Source organism: Streptococcus sanguinis (assembly GCF_020729765.1).
GTDB lineage: Bacteria > Bacillota > Bacilli > Lactobacillales > Streptococcaceae > Streptococcus > Streptococcus sanguinis_Q.
In genome coordinates, this window is record NZ_JAJEPD010000082.1 from 36,982 (window position 1) to 52,140 (window position 15,159).

General features: G+C 42.0%; 10 protein-coding genes and 2 pseudogenes. 8 read left to right on the forward strand and 4 right to left on the reverse strand.

Translation table 11 applies throughout. The features are described from left to right. The first annotated feature begins 46 nt into the window (after positions 1-46). From K4H96_RS10955 to K4H96_RS10980, 6 genes are all read left to right on the forward strand, one after another. Positions 47-2,290, forward strand: a complete 2,244-nt coding sequence (locus tag K4H96_RS10955) for an ATP-dependent Clp protease ATP-binding subunit (protein ID WP_223336854.1) — start codon at positions 47-49, stop codon at positions 2,288-2,290. A gap of 210 nt (positions 2,291-2,500) precedes the next feature. After that, on the forward strand, positions 2,501-3,841 hold the full coding sequence (gene lpdA, locus K4H96_RS10960; protein WP_223336855.1) for a dihydrolipoyl dehydrogenase: 1,341 nt from the start codon (positions 2,501-2,503) through the stop codon (positions 3,839-3,841). Between the two features lie 15 nt (positions 3,842-3,856). Beyond that, positions 3,857-4,930 (forward strand): thiamine pyrophosphate-dependent dehydrogenase E1 component subunit alpha, encoded by a 1,074-nt coding sequence (locus K4H96_RS10965; RefSeq protein ID WP_223336856.1) that lies wholly within the window; start codon positions 3,857-3,859, stop codon positions 4,928-4,930. An 18-nt stretch (positions 4,931-4,948) separates the two neighbouring features. Further along, a complete protein-coding gene (locus tag K4H96_RS10970) occupies positions 4,949-5,980 on the forward strand; it encodes an alpha-ketoacid dehydrogenase subunit beta (RefSeq protein WP_223336857.1) in 1,032 nt (343 codons plus the stop codon). Between the two features lie 13 nt (positions 5,981-5,993). Further along, positions 5,994-7,253, forward strand: a complete 1,260-nt coding sequence (locus tag K4H96_RS10975) for a dihydrolipoamide acetyltransferase family protein (RefSeq protein ID WP_223336858.1) — start codon at positions 5,994-5,996, stop codon at positions 7,251-7,253. Positions 7,254-7,495: 242 nt separating this feature from the next. Further along, positions 7,496-10,096: a PRD domain-containing protein gene (locus K4H96_RS10980; RefSeq protein WP_227956528.1), complete on the forward strand. Its 2,601-nt coding sequence runs from the start codon at positions 7,496-7,498 to the stop codon at positions 10,094-10,096. A 111-nt stretch (positions 10,097-10,207) separates the two neighbouring features. Here the strand turns inward: K4H96_RS10980 and K4H96_RS10985 are convergent, their stop codons facing one another. The 3 genes from K4H96_RS10985 to K4H96_RS10995 all read right to left on the reverse strand — a co-directional run bounded on the left by K4H96_RS10985 (position 10,208) and on the right by K4H96_RS10995 (position 14,191). Further along, a complete protein-coding gene (locus K4H96_RS10985) occupies positions 10,208-11,593 on the reverse strand; it encodes an MATE family efflux transporter (RefSeq protein WP_223336860.1) in 1,386 nt (461 codons plus the stop codon). 115 nt (positions 11,594-11,708) lie between these two features. Beyond that, a complete protein-coding gene (locus K4H96_RS10990; RefSeq protein ID WP_223336861.1) occupies positions 11,709-13,670 on the reverse strand; it encodes a family 20 glycosylhydrolase in 1,962 nt (653 codons plus the stop codon). 83 nt (positions 13,671-13,753) lie between these two features. Next, positions 13,754-14,191 carry a DUF3284 domain-containing protein gene (locus K4H96_RS10995; protein ID WP_223336862.1) on the reverse strand — a complete coding sequence of 146 codons (438 nt, stop codon included), beginning with the start codon at positions 14,189-14,191 and terminating at the stop codon, positions 13,754-13,756. A gap of 372 nt (positions 14,192-14,563) precedes the next feature. Between K4H96_RS10995 and K4H96_RS11000 the strand changes: the two genes are divergently transcribed. After that, on the forward strand, positions 14,564-14,896 hold the full coding sequence (locus K4H96_RS11000) for a PTS lactose/cellobiose transporter subunit IIA (protein WP_002895529.1): 333 nt from the start codon (positions 14,564-14,566) through the stop codon (positions 14,894-14,896). Next, positions 14,893-15,000, forward strand: a pseudogene (locus K4H96_RS11005) (PTS sugar transporter subunit IIB); the annotation flags it as partial. The gene K4H96_RS11000 and the pseudogene K4H96_RS11005, both read left to right, overlap by 4 nt. Here K4H96_RS11005 and K4H96_RS11010 read toward each other — a convergent pair. After that, positions 14,992-15,159, reverse strand: a pseudogene (locus K4H96_RS11010) (pseudouridine synthase); the annotation flags it as partial. The pseudogenes K4H96_RS11005 and K4H96_RS11010 sit on opposite strands and share 9 nt — an antisense overlap.

The following is a 15,159-nucleotide window of genomic DNA, read 5'->3' on the forward strand; positions in this document are numbered from 1 at the left end:
TGTTTGCAGTTGTCTTTGGTTTTCAGAAGAAAAGCGAGGGAACTATATGACCGAACACTATACCCATCTTTTGCAAGAAGTACTAAATGCTGCAAAGGAATTAGCTATTCAAAAACACAATTATCAAGTGGACATTCCGCATGTCTGGACAGTGCTGACCCAGCCTCAGGCTTTTGCCTTGGAATTCTATACCGGTTTGGACCTTGATATTAATGAATTTATCAGCGTCATCAACCAGGAACTAGCCAAGATTCCTGTATTTTCACATACGGACAAGAACCGATTTGGACGTCAGTATAGCCAGCGTCTCAAGAATCTTTTGGATGATGCGGAGGCCGAGAGGGCGGAACTGAGGGACGAGGTAGTAACAGTAGAACACCTGATTCTCAGTCTATTTCATCAGCAGCGAAATCCGATAACTGTCTTTTTGAAGCAGGCAGGGATTGATAAGGAGCTAGTTGCGAAAAAGTTGAATAAGGCTCGTCAAGGCAAACGAGCAGTCTCTTCCAGTCAAGAGAGTCGCTATCAAGCCCTGAGCAAATATGCAATTAACTTTAATCAATGGTTGGCAGACCAGACCGGTAGGAAGGTGATAGGCTGCCAAGAGGAAATCAATGATATTATCCGTGTCCTTTCCAGAAAAGACAAGAGCAATGCCATTCTCATAGGCTTTCCAGGTGTTGGAAAATCCAAGGTAATGGAGGGGTTTGTTGGCAGACTGCTTGATGATGATGTTCCAGAACATTTATTGGGCAAGGAAGTTTTTAAGTTAAATCTAGGCGGACTGATTGCCGGGACTAAATATAGAGGAGAGTTTGAAGAGCGCTTCAAGGCTGTTTTGGATGAGGTGCTGGCTGCTAAGGGGAAGATTATTCTTTATATTGAGGATATTCATCAAATCGTGACAGCAGGTCGGACAGAGGGCTCTCTTGATGCAGGCAATCTTTTAAAGCCGCTCTTGGCTCAGGGACAGATTAATATCATTGGCACCACAACTTTTGCTGCTTATCGAGAAAGCTTCGAGCTAGATCAAGCTTTGGAAGGGCGCTTCCAGCGCATTCGTATTGAGGAGCCCGATCAAGATAAAGCATTGACAATTCTGCAAGGACTGCGGGAAAATTATCAGGACTTTCACGGAGTTAGGCTGACGGACGAAGCTTTGCAGGCAGCAATCAGTCTTTCAATTCGTTATCTGTCAGATCGTTATTTGCCTGATAAGGCACTGGACTTGATTGATGAGGCGTGTGCTGTTAAGAAAATCCAGCTAGGTCAAGCGCAAACTGAACGACCAGACGTCAGTCGTGAAGATATAGCTAGTATAGTAGAGCGTATAACGGGAATCAAAGTGCAGGGAATCATGGACAATGAGCGCGAACACCTTCTAAATCTAGACAAGCTCCTGCGCCAGAGAATTGTAGGGCAAGACCAAGCTGTTCAAAAGGTTTCGGAGGCTATTTTGCGCTCGAGAGCAGGAATTCAAAATCCAAAGCGTCCTATTGGGTCCTTTCTCTTTCTGGGGCCAACTGGAGTCGGGAAGACTGCTCTGGCAAAAGCCCTTGCTGAGCGGCTGTTTGGTAATGAGCTGGAAATGGTCCGGCTGGATATGTCTGAGTACATGGAAAAACATGCCGTAGCTCGTTTAGTTGGTCCGCCGCCAGGTTACGTCGGATTTGAAGAGGGAGGACAGCTGACAGAAGCTGTTCGTAGGAGGCTTTATTCAATTGTCTTGCTGGATGAGATTGAAAAAGCCCATCCGGATGTATTCAACACCCTGCTGCAAGTCTTGGACGAAGGACGCTTGACAGATTCGAAAGGGCGTACTATTGACTTTAAAAATACTATTTTGATTATGACAAGCAATATTGGCTCCCAGCAGATTTTGGAAAGTCTCAAAAGTGAACAGGGACTGACCTCTGAAACGCAGGATGAAGTTCTATCCTTGCTTCAACATAGCTTTAGACCAGAGTTTTTAAATCGGATTGACGAGACGGTTATTTTCAACCCTCTTAGGGCAGAAGATATGATCAATATCGTAAAAATTATGGTTCGGCAACTTCAGGAAAGGTTGAAACATCAGAAGATTCAGCTTCATCTGAGCGAAGAAGTTTACGCTTTTTTAGCCCAGAAAAACTACCAACCAGAATTTGGTGCTCGCCCTATTCAAAGAAGCATTATGCGCTATCTAGAAACGCCTTTGGCTCGTTATTTGGTCGAAAATAAGGAAACAACTGAAATGACAGTTTATGTCAGTATGAAAGATGAGCAACTGGATTTTAATTATTTGGTATAAGATTCTCTCAAAAAAGAAAGCGCTTGCTATATATAGACAAAGAAAAATGAAGAAAGGAGGTTTATCTTTTTCAGAGCAGACTGTATCTTGAGATTCCGAAATGAGTCTTTGGTATATGAATAAATGATGAGTTACTTTTTGTATCTATAGTCGACAGCAATCATTTTGATTGTTGGAGCACCCTTTGCATTTTATGAAAGGAGGCCTGTTTTGTCTGTTTATGATATTTTGATTATCGGTTCTGGACCGGGCGGTTATGTGGCTGCTGAAGAAGCAGCTCGTTTGGGCAAGAAAGTGGCTGTGGTAGAAAAGAAGTCTATCGGCGGAACCTGCCTGAATGTAGGATGTATACCATCTAAGGCCTATCTCCAGCACGGCCATTGGCTGCTGACAATGGAGGAAGCTAGGCGTTATGGCATTGAGAGCAAGCTTGAAAGGATTGATTTTGAGAAATTGGTAGACCGAAAGAATCAGGTTGTTGCCAGTTTGCAATCTGGAATTCATGCTAGCTTTAAGTCTTTAGGCATTGAGTATATAGAAGGTCAGGCCAAGTTTGTCAAAGACCGAACCTTCTCTGTCAATGGTAAAGAAATCAGTGGTAAAGATGTTATTTTGGCTACTGGCAGTTATCCTTTTGTGCCTCCTATTAAGGGGTTGAAACAGGTTGACTATCTAACGACGGATACGTTTTTTGACTTGAGGGAGCTTCCTGAGAAGTTAGTCATTATCGGAGGTGGCGTTATCGCAATTGAGCTAGCTTTCGCTATGGCTCCTCTGGGTGTTGCTGTCACTGTTATTGAAGTTGCGCCGGAAATTCTTTTGACCGAAGAAGCTGAAGCGCGGCATGTGATTCAAAAGAAATTAAAGAAAATGGGGGTGATGATTTATCAGGGAGCGCAGATAAAGGAAGTAACTGGTAATTCTGTCTTGCTTGAGAATGAGCAGGTTGCTTTTGACCATCTTTTGGTCGCTACTGGCCGCAAACCAAATCTAGAGCTAGCACAGGATATGGGTTTAGCTTTGACAGATCGGAATTTTGTCAAGGTAGATCAATACTACGAAACATCCAAAGAGCATGTGTATGCTATTGGTGATCTCTTGGAATCTTATATGCTTGCCCACGTAGCTAGTGCAGAAGGAATAAAAGCTGTGAGAGCTATCTGCCGAAGAGCTGAAGAAGCAGTTGATCCGCTCGGTGTCCCCCGTTCGCTCTACACCAGTCCTGAAGTAGCTTCTTTTGGCCTCAGCAAGGATGAGGCTGAGAAGGCGGGATATGATGTTCAGGTCCAACAGCTACCTTTCTCTTATAACGGGCGTGCTATTGCTATAGGTGAGACAGAGGGCTATGTCAAGCTAATCTCAGAAAAGAAATACCATCTTCTACTAGGTGCAGTCATCGTTGGTCCGAACGGTACAGATCTCCTGCAGAATTTGATTTTGCTGAGGCAAGCTGAAGCAACGCTGGATCAAGTTCTTGAAACAGTTTTTGCTCATCCTACCACATCAGAACTAATACAAGAGGTCGCTAAAAGACTCGTTCAGGACGATTAATGAGGAGGTAAAAATATGTCAAATTATAAAGATTTACCACAACAGTTGAGCAAAACAAGAAACCAAAGTGCTGTATCAGAGCTAGTCGATTTAAAAGTCCATGATGCTACCGAAGTTGAGGTGGAGCAGATTTCCAAAGAAAAAGCCAAGACCATGTATAAAACCATGTGGGATATCCGTAATTTTGAGGAAAATACCCGGCGTTTCTTTGCTGCAGGACAGATTCCTGGTTTTGTTCACCTTTATGCTGGAGAGGAAGCGATTGCTACGGGCGTCTGTGCCAATCTGACAGACAAGGACTATATTACCAGTACTCACCGGGGACACGGTCACTGTGTTGCTAAGGGCGGTGACTTAAAGGGAATGATGGCAGAAATTTTTGGTAAGGAGACTGGACTTGGAAAAGGAAAAGGCGGATCTATGCACATTGCCGATTTGGACAAGGGGATTCTTGGTGCTAACGGTATGGTTGGTGGAGGATTTGGCTTGGCGACCGGTGCGGCTATGCGAAACAAGTACTTGAAAACTGATAGTGTGGCTGTCTGCTTCTTCGGTGATGGTGCAGCCAATGAAGGAAATTTCCATGAATGTCTCAACATGGCAGCAATTTGGAAACTGCCGGTTATCTTTGTCAATGAAAACAACCTCTTTGCAGAATCAACACCGCAATGGTATTCTTCAGCATCTGGCACCATTGCTGAAAGGGCTGCTGCTTATAACATGCCTGGCATCCGGGTTAATGGTAAGGATTTATTCGCTGTCTACCAAGTAGCCAAGGAAGCTGTAGAGCGGGCTCGCAGAGGGGAAGGTCCTACCTTGATTGAAGCTGTAACCTATCGCGATCATGGTCACTTTGAAGGGGATGAGCAGAAGTATAAGGCTTTGGAAGGTGAAGAAAAAGACTGGGCTGATGTGGATGCTCTAGATGTCTTCCGTGACTACGCTATCGAGCATGGCCTCTTGACCGAAGAGGAACTTGATACCATCTTAGAAGAGTCTCGAAAGGATGTAGAAGAAGCTATCAAATTTGCTCAAGACAGTCCGATTCCTCGTTCCGAGTCTCTGCTGGAAGATGTATTTGCTGATTGATAGAAGGAGGTTGATCAAATGGCTAGACAACTGTTATTTATGAAAGCAATCAATGAAGCGCTGGATCAGGCAATGGCAAAAGATGACACCGTAATCCTTCTGGGAGAAGATATTGCTGGCGGTGTAACAATCAAGCACTTGGAAGAAGAAAACGAAGATGCTTGGGGCGGTGTAATGGGTGTGACCAAGGGACTCATGCCAAAATACGGCCGAGAGCGGGTGATTGATACTCCGATTTCTGAGCACGGATACGTGTCAGCCTCTGTCGGAATGGCTCTGACTGGCTTGCGGCCAGTACCGGAGCTGATGTTCAATGACTTTATCGGTTTCTGCTTTGACGCCATTCTGGGGCAAGGCTCGAAAATGCGCTATATGTTTGGCGGTAAGGCCAAGGTTCCTATGACAATGCGGACCATGCATGGGGCAGGAGCTTCGGCTGCAGCTCAACACTCGGGTTCATATTACGGTCTCTTCGGATCCATTCCTGGTATCAAGGTAGTCGTTCCGGCAACACCTTACGATGCTAAGGGCTTACTGCTGGCTTCCATTGAAGACGACAATATCGTGATTTATTCAGAAGATAAGACTCTCTATGGTATCAAGGGAGAGGTACCAGAAGAATATTATACAGTTCCAATTGGAAAGGCTGCTATCCGCCGTGAAGGAACAGACCTCACTATCGTTACTATCGGTAAAATGCTTTATGTTGCTTATGAGGTAGCGGATCGCTTGGAAAAAGATGGTATTTCGGTTGAAGTGATTGACTTGAGAACAGTAGCTCCTTGGGATGAGGAGACTGTCTTTGAATCAGTCAAGAAAACTGGACGGCTGATTATCGTTGATGAATCAAACCCTCACAATAACACCGCGACGGATATTGCAGCAGCTGTGACAGACAAATGCTTTGACTATCTAGACGGCCCAGTGAAATGCGTCTGCGCGCCAAATGTGCCGGTACCATTTGCAGTGAATTTGGAACAGCTCTATATCCCTAATGCTGATAAGGTTCTGACTGTTGCTGCAGAATTGATTGACGATCTGAAGAGATAGAAGGGAGGCAAGTATGGCTACAGAAATTGTAATGCCTAAGCTAGGCTTAACAATGACCGAAGGTCTGATTAATAACTGGCTGGTCAAGGAAGGCGACACCGTAGCTGCTGGTCAGCCTGTCTTGGAAATCAGTTCTGAAAAATTGACCAGCGATGTAGAGGCGCCAATCGCAGGAGTGATTTTAAAAATTATCAGTCAGGCGGGCGATACTGTCCCTTGCAAGAAAGTAATTGCATGGATTGGTGAAGCGGGAGAATCTATTCCAGGTATGGAGACGGAAGAAGTCTCTGCGAATAAATCAGAAAGTGATAAGGGAGCAGTTGGTTCAGAGCCAGAGCTAGCTGAAAAAACTGTGGCAGCAAGTTCCAGCCCTGTTGGAAAAAATGAAAAAGGACGTATTTTCATCACTCCGCTGGCCCGCAAGATTGCTAAGGAAAAAGGATATGATATTTCCATGATTTCAGGAACGGGAGGCAAGGGCCGCATTACCCGACGGGATGTGGAAAACTATAAACCAGAGGCGCTTCCAAACCAAACACCTGAAAATAGCTCTGCGATCCTTCAGCATGCTGGTCAAGTTGACTATGGTGCAGGATTGACAGGTATGCGCAAGACTATTGCAGAGCGGATGATGAATAGTCTCCAGACATCTGCTCAGGTGACCTTGCATCGTAAGGTGGATATCAGTCGGCTGATAGCCTTTAGGCAGGATATGAAGGATAAGGTCACTTCACCACTAGAAAATGGCGAAATCAGCATCACAACCCTGCTTACAAAGGCTGTTGCCAAGGCGTTGAAAGATCACCCTCAGCTCAATGCTTGGTATTTCAATGGTCAATATCAGGAAGTAGAAGATATTCATATCGGTATTGCGACGGCACTTAGTGATGGTCTAGTGGTGCCAGTCATTCGTCACGTGGATAAGCTAACGCTGGCTGACTTGGGCTTAGCTATCAAAACGGAAGCCAATCAAGCTCGTAAAGGAACTTTGGATCCAGCTCTTTACTCAGGTTCAACCTTCAGTATTACTAATCTCGGGGGATCAGGAATTGAGTATTTCACTCCTATCCTAAATACACCAGAAGTGGCGATTTTAGGAGTTGGTGCCCTGCAAACGTCGCTGGCTCTTGACAGCCAAGGACAGGTCTACGAGCAAAAATTCCTGCCGCTCAGCTTGACTTTTGACCATCAAGTCGTAGATGGTCAGCCCGCAGCGGAGTTTCTAGCTAGTCTAGCGGACAAGTTGGAGTCCCCTTACGACTTGGTTTTCTGATAAAAGAATGAATAAAGAATTTCATTCCTGAATGATAAAGAAAAAGGCCGGCTGTTTATATCACTCATTAACAGTTGGCTTTTATGTATTCTATCATTCTCTTGCTTCAATTTATAATGTTTAGATAAGGAAATGACAGGATGATAGGGAGTAAGTTCTAAGGCTCTAAGTAGGTGAATCAAGCTGCAGTATAAGATAAATTGAATGACGATAATGGGAGAAAAATATCAGTGAGGTAGAATATGAAGGTTGCCAAAACACTAGTCTTAGAATATCTAGAGCAAGAATTACTAAAGAATAATAAGCAAGGCCTTGAAACGAAAGTAATTGCTGCTGCTTTAGGAATGCAACGCTCAAATGTGAGCACTATTTTGAATCAATTGGTAAAAGAAGGGATACTCGTTAAAGGAAATACACGGCCAGTTCAATACCAATTAAAAGAGATATTTGTGGAAAATCCCTTGGATTTTCCAAGCATTATAGGTGAAAATGGCAGTTTGCGAACAGCCATCCAGTTAGCACAAGCAGCTATTCTATACCCAAATTATGCCCTTCCTGTACTCATTTTATCCGAGATTGGTTCTGGTAGAACTTACTTCGTTAATAAAATGATGGCGTTTGCCATTCAAAATCAAGCGATTAGTAAACCTCAGTTGTTTGAAAAAATTAACTGCTTAGACTATATTGATGTTCTGGATGATTTGCTGAAGTTGTTATTTGGCTCAGAGGCGACGAAGTCTGTATTTGAGAAAGTGGCAGAAGGAATTTTATTTATAGATAACATACAAGTTCTATCTTCGGCGGATCAAAATAGATTGATTTCCTGGCTGAATCACAGAGAAGGAGAACAAAAGAGACGTCAGAAGAAAGGTTTGGTAATTATCGGAAGTAGCGCTAAGCTATCTGAACATTTATCCAATAAACTTCCTGTTGTAATCCAGCTGCCTTCTTATCTGAATCGACMGATTAGTGAAAAGCTAGAGTTACTAAATTACTTTTTAGCTATTGAATCAAAGAATTCCGCGCATGATATTCAAGTGCCGCGTGATGTCATTCATTCCTTCATCCTATCAGCGAATATTAGCAATATAAAAGAATTAGAATATGCAGTTCGAACTGCTTGTGCCAATGCTTTTGTAAGAAGTCTGAGGTCGGATCTAAAAGATTTAACACTTAGTAATGACGATTTGCCCATTCCTTATCAAGGAATTCGGCATTTAGGTGGTCATAATGTAGTTAAAATTGATGAATTGATTGGCAAACGTAAGGTGCTGATTTATGATAAGGAGTTGGGATTGCTGGATTTTCCAGAGCAAGAGTCGGATGATTTATATAACAAAATTAAATCAGAATATTCTCAGTTATCAGAAAGAGGCATTGAGCAGGATGATGTTTTTGAGGCAGTGAGAAACTATATTCAAAGCTATATTGAATACAAACCTTTTGTTAAGAAAGAAGATGAGTTGGAAAATCTTAATCAGCTTGAGACGATTGTTTCTGCTGAAGTAATCCAGTTGGTACAAGCCTTTGTTCTATCTGTTCAAAAAGAACTCAATATAGAGCTTAATTCGACGGCGTATTACGGCATCAGCCTTCATGTCAATGCGATGCTTAAGCAGAAAGGGTCTTTAAATCGGCAGTTGGATAATGATGCTATTGTGAAAGTGATTCGGGATTATCCAATAGAGTATGCACAATGTTCTAAATTTGCTAGGCAGCTAGAAACAAGATTTCAACTAGCKGTTCCAATAGATGAAATCGTCATCCTAACCATGTTTATTATTGAATCCGAAAAGAAACAAGATAGTCTACGACCTATCTTGCTCTACGTTCTGCATGGTAAAGGGGTTGCCAAGTCCTTGGCTGAGTCAACCAAGATGCTGACTAAAAATAGCCAAGTGTATGGCTTTGATATTCTATTAGAAGAATCTCTAGAGGAAAGCTATTGTAAATTAAAAGAGCAAATTGAGGAGCTAGACCAAGGTTTAGGGGTCATCGTTCTCTATGATATGGGATCGATTAAGGAAATGCTGGATAAAATTCGAGAAGAAACTCTGATTAAAATCAGAGAATTTGAAATTCCCATTACTATGATTGGCATGGGGATTGCACGGCGCTGTTTGATAGAAAATGATATTGACAGTGTCTTTCACGCTTTTCATATGGAAATGAATCAGCTTTATAAAAATCGGGACCAGGAAAAAATCATCATTACACTCTGTTATACCAGCGAAGGCGGTTCTCTTCAGCTCAAGCACTATCTTGATCAGTATTCAAAGCTGGGCTACCGTGTCATTGCTTTGTCAGTTGCTAATAAGGAAATGTTGATTGAKGAAGTGATGGCCTTAAGAAAGACSTATCAAATTCATGCTTTTGTTGGAACTTTCGACCCTCAAATTATGGGTATCCCTTTCATTTCCATTAAAGATGTTTTTGAGCAGCCCAAGGAGCACCTAGATAAATTATTGATGTTTGTACCGACCTCTGTCAATAGCTACGATTATGAGAAAGTTTACCAATTTTTAGAAGATCAATTTGTCTATACTTCCTTAGCTAAGATTAAAAAGATTCTTCCTGCTATTTTAGATGAATTTGATTTTTATTATCAGCTGACAGAGGAGCAAACAATAGGTTTGTTTGTTCATATTGCGTGTCTAGTGGAGCGGACCCTTTCAGGAGAATGCTTGAAGAAGAGTAGTAAAGAAATTGCTGGTGTTATCGAAAAATTCCCTGATGATTATAAGCACGTTAGGAAAATCATCCGAACGGTGGAGCGAAGCTTTAAGATTATTGTAGATGACGCAGAGGTCAGTGTTTTAATTCAGATGCTGCGCAAATTATAAAATTGTAAGTTGGAGTCGCAAACCAATAAAAAAGCACCTAACTCTCATTACCTTTTTAGTCGGGATATACATTTCCGATTTCTGTGGTAATGTTGTGATTTAGATGCTTTTTTACATGTGCTCTTGCACAAGATTATGCAGCCATTTCCCTGAGAAGACACGAGGGATGCCCCAGATTGGTTTGAGAATATCTTCGCCATTTATCACAAGAAAGATTAGCCAAATGGGAGCCTGCAGGCTAACTAGGACATAGCCAAGTGGAATGCTGAAGAGCCAAACAGGTAAAATATCTAGCAGGCAGGCATAGTTGGTATCGCCTCCGCTACGTAAAATCCCAACGATTAAAACAACACTAAAAGCTTTTGGGATAAACAACAGGGCATTTAACTGAATCATCAGGATGGTTAGCTGCTCTGTCTGATTGCTTAAGTTGTAGAGTTTCAGGGCTAAGGGCATGGCCCAGATGAGTAGGATGCTGACGATGAGCCCGATGAGAGGTAATAAAAGTAAGAAGCGCTTGGCATCTTGTAAGGCTTTTTCTACTTGGTTTTCCCCGATGGTATTGCCTAGCATAACAGCTACGGCATTTCCTGCACCACGTACGAAGACAAAACCAATTTGGGCAATGGCGCTAGCAATCTGGGTAGAGGCCACAACTTCAGTACCTAATAGTCCGATAATGGCCAAGCCAATCGATGTTCCGAGCGACCAAGCGCCTTCATTGAAGACGACTGGTAAGGTTTTTTTCAAAAATTGATAAACGAAGTCTTTGTGAAAGGCAAAGAGTTCAGCTATGCTAGCGGCTCCAGCCATCCTTGTTCGATAGACACCAAAGACTAACCAGCAAAGCTCCAGCAATCGAGCTATAAAGGTGGCAATAGCAGCACCAACTAGTCCAAGTTTAGGAAACCCAATCAGTCCAAAAATAAGGACGGCATTGCCAATGATATTGGTCGCCATGGATAGGAGACTTGCAAGAGTTGGTAAGAAAACTTCGTTACTACAGCGACACATAGTAGCCAGAGAAGTTGTAATAGCTGTCATCAGGTAGGTCCAGGAGACGATAGATAAGTACTGGGCGCCCAACTGAATAGCTTCGGTATCATGAATATAAAAACCAATCAGTTGCTTGGGAAAAAGTAAAGCGACTAAGGTAAAGGAAGCGGAGATGAGTCCGCTCAGCATATAGACTAATCCCAAGGTTTTTCTCATATCAGCAATTCGCTGGGCTCCCCAGTATTGCGCCATGAAGACAGAAGCTCCGCTACCGATACCAAACTGTACAATAGTCAAGAGAAAGAAAATCTGGTTGGCAGCACCAGCAGCTGCGATTTGTTTTTCCCCTAGCTGTCCAATCATGACAACATCAGCTAGATTGACAGCGCTAGCCAGTAGAAATTGAAGAGAAAACGGTAGACTGAGACGTAAGAATTGTTTCAGAAATGTTTTCTTTTCACTCACTCTCCCACCTCCTTTCGTTTCAAATAGGATAAGCAATCAGTATGTCCAGTAACCTGATGTCTAGAAAGTTTCTGGTTTTTTTGAATTGGATGATTCTGATTTCGAATAAACTTCGCTCTTTCTACCTGATAGCTTGAAATAAGCCTCAAATTTAGTGATAATAGGCAATTTGATCAACAAAAATTTGACAATCTTTGTTAGCTTCTGTTTGAACCTCTACATTCTTCAATTCCTTTTCTGGATAAGGATTTTGGATTGGAAAGGCAAAGAAAGTCTGGCCGTCTTTTTGATAAGGTTTGGTGCTAAGCGAGACTTCAAATAATTGCTCATCTACCTTATAGATGGGTTCGCCAGGTAGAGGGTTAGTATTGGTAGACCGTTTCCAGTTAACACTTGTTTTGCCAATGTTTTCTCCAAAGATAATAGGAACAGTGAACTCGGTTTGATCAGCATAGGTTAGTAGGATATTGCCGATTTGATAGGTTTCCATTTCAGGGAAGACGCCATCAACAAACCATTGGTATTCCACAAAATAGTCTGTAGCATAGCCAATTTCAATCCAGCTAGGATGCGCGAGTGTTTCAAGGCTGCGCGAGTGGTTTTGCAGGTCAGGATAGTGGTAATGGAAGAGATATGATAAGGTTTTATCACGGATAGTTGCATAGTCTTCATCGCGATAGTCATGATTCCAAAACATCTCGTAAGCATAGGCCAAGCCGAAGAAAATGACATTTCTCTGCAGGATTACCTCATTTAAAGTGCTCCAGTTGGAGATGATAGCTCCCTTGCTGCCCTTCTTCAAGTGCTCAGCCCAATGTGGAAAGAGATAGCCTTCAAAATTACCATAACGGATGTTAAAGCCTTCTTCCAAGACTTCATCTTCCAGTTTTTCATCCAAACTCCAGAGCCAATGGAGAATCTCGACATCTTTGGGAATCTGGTGAATGGCCTGCCAGGTTGCCGGCATGATGCCAACTTTTTTGCCTGTATCTTTTTTGAACTGGGGAGTGTACATGATGATTTCTGCTCCACCAAAAGGCCCTGCATCAGGAACGATAGCGTTTTTCAGTAACTTGTCTCCCCAAATCATGGTTCGGACATTTTTCTGCTTAAGGTAGTCGTAAATCTTGATAATGTCCTCTGCAAAGATGTCTGCTCCAGACTTCCCTTTGCAACGCTCACACATTGCAATTGAATAGTATTCATCATGTCCGATATTGATGACTTCAGGTTCAAAGACCTCAATGATTTCATCCAGAACATCAAATAGGAGTTCATAAGAGGCAGGATTTGATGGGCAGTAAGTATCCGGATAAGGATCTTCAGGGATTTCTGCGATTTCTGGGTGACCAAGCATCAGATAGTCACAGTGGCCAAGAGAGGGAACCTCAGGAATCACTTCAAAAAATCGTTCCTTGCAGTAGAGGACCAGATCTTTCACATCATTTTGACTTAGAAACTCCCCGTCACCATTCTCCATGTGAATGGCATTCTTGTACCAAGGGAAGGTATAGTCTTGGATTTCTTTGGTCTTGCCAGAGTATTCAGCCATATCAGCACAATATTTAATCCACTCTTGATTAATTTCAGGGTGTTTTTTATATTCCATAGCACCGCCGATTTCAATCATGAGGGTATTGTACTTGAAGAAAGCAAGCATATCCACAAATTGCTTGAAGAAATCCATATTCTTACGAGATGGTAAAAAGACCTTGAGGCCACGCTCGGAACAGACGGGTTCGTCGTAGGCCAAGCCATAAGGTAAGTAGCCATCCTGCAACATTTGGATAATTGAAATGACCCCATAAAATAAGCCGCGTTGGGACAAGGCATAAACGAAAATGCCGTCTTGAGCAATCTTTACGATGTGCGCTTCAGGGTCGGATGGATAGGGAAGTGAAAAGGACTGCATGACCTCTTGTCCGACTTCTCGGGAAATCCCTTCTATGAAATGAATGGCAGGGAAAGCTAGTTGTCTATCATTTCTTGCTATTGGATGAGCCCGTAAGGTATCAGTCAAAATAGGCAGAGGGCTGAATATTTTAGTTTCTTTAGTGAAATAGCGACCGTTGTTTTCTTGTTTCCAATATTGAGGTGTGATGCCTTGTTTCATAATCTACTCCTTGAACTATCTGAATATCTGCGAGTCATAAAAAATCTGGGCGCAGAAAAGAAGGTATGGATTGGATTTGCTTTTTACTGAGTTTTCACTTTTCTGGCCTTCTCGATTTCCCCTTGAATCTTATAAAGATTTTCCGAAAGGCGACCAAAGTAGAGAAGCTCTCCCATCCACTTGATGAGCTTGCTTTTTGAATTTTTTGTCAATTTATTTTGTTCTTGTTCTAGCGTAACCTCAAGCCCTTTTGAGCAAGGCTTGGTCTTGTAGGAAGTAATCGTTTTTTCACTGTGGGACGAGATTTGAATGACATAGGTTTCATGGCGACGATAGTCCAGAATCTCATAATCAGTCTTGGTATAGACATTGTCTGACAATTTTGAGTAACGAAGTCCTTTCTTTAACCTATCTATCTTTTTTATTTGATTGTCAGTTTGATTGATTTGATTCAGAAACTCGCTTTCCAAGAAGTCATAAAATTCATCTGAAGTGACTTGGAGTTCTCTAATAATYTTCATAAATTAAGTATATAATAAGCCYTTGTGGAAAGTAACCCCYTKAGGGAAATGAGACKKWTTTTARYGMTTTTTTATACTCTTTAGCTTTGTGTTATACATTATCATAAAAAACGATTAWTTTTTATACACTAATTTTACGATAGGTWCTAAAATATATTAARGGAMCTAYTTRAAAATARCAGAGTACCAGAGGTGAAGCACGCAAGAAACTGTTGCTTTAAATTTTTTATAATAAATTGAGTATGAATGGCATTTGAAAATGGATACACTAAGCTAGAAAACTGTATATTAAGAAAATATAAACGCTTTTGACAGTAGAATAGAGCTATAGTAAACTTTGGGTAAGAAGTCAAATTGAAAGGAGGAGTTTGTATGGAAGAATGGAATAGTTCAGCGGAGATTATTGCCATGTCCTTAATTGCCAATTCTGGTGCAGCCCGATCCTTAGCTTTTGAAGCACTAAAAAAAGCAAAACTAGCAGAATTTGATGCAGCTAAGGAATTAATGGATGAGGCAAATAGTGTTATTTTAAAAGCCCATCATTCCCAAACAGATTTATTGCAGGAAGAAGCACAAGGAAACGGTCATCAGTTGAGTATATTGCTTGTTCATGCACAAGATCATTTTATGACGAGTCTCTTGGCCATTGACCTTATCACTGAGATGATTGAACTGTATTCCAATAGAGAAGGAGAAAGACAATGAAAATCTTATTAATATGTGCAGCGGGTATGTCCACGAGTATCCTGATGAAAAAAATGGAGCAATATGCAAGTGCCCAAGGTATTGACCTAGATATCAAAGGGGTTCTTGGCAAAGAGGACAGCGCCGCTGGTTTCCTTATCCAGCCGGTGAACGACATAGCAGGTCTCACCGACATAGGCAGAAACATGATTAAGCAGGGCGAGCTCTGTTGGTTCATTAGCATGGGTTTTCATCCCCTCGGGTTTATTGACGATAATGAGGTG

Excerpts from the sequence above, each read along its gene's own strand:
- K4H96_RS10955 (WP_223336854.1), top strand. The coding sequence starts at position 47 with ATGACCGAACACTATACCCATCTTTTGCAAGAAGTACTAAATGCTGCA.
- K4H96_RS10965 (WP_223336856.1), top strand. The coding sequence starts at position 3,857 with ATGTCAAATTATAAAGATTTACCACAACAGTTGAGCAAAACAAGAAAC.
- K4H96_RS10970 (WP_223336857.1), top strand. The coding sequence starts at position 4,949 with ATGGCTAGACAACTGTTATTTATGAAAGCAATCAATGAAGCGCTGGAT.
- K4H96_RS10975 (WP_223336858.1), top strand. The coding sequence starts at position 5,994 with ATGGCTACAGAAATTGTAATGCCTAAGCTAGGCTTAACAATGACCGAA.
- K4H96_RS10990 (WP_223336861.1), bottom strand. The coding sequence starts at position 13,670 with ATGAAACAAGGCATCACACCTCAATATTGGAAACAAGAAAACAACGGT.
- K4H96_RS11000 (WP_002895529.1), top strand. The coding sequence starts at position 14,564 with ATGGAAGAATGGAATAGTTCAGCGGAGATTATTGCCATGTCCTTAATT.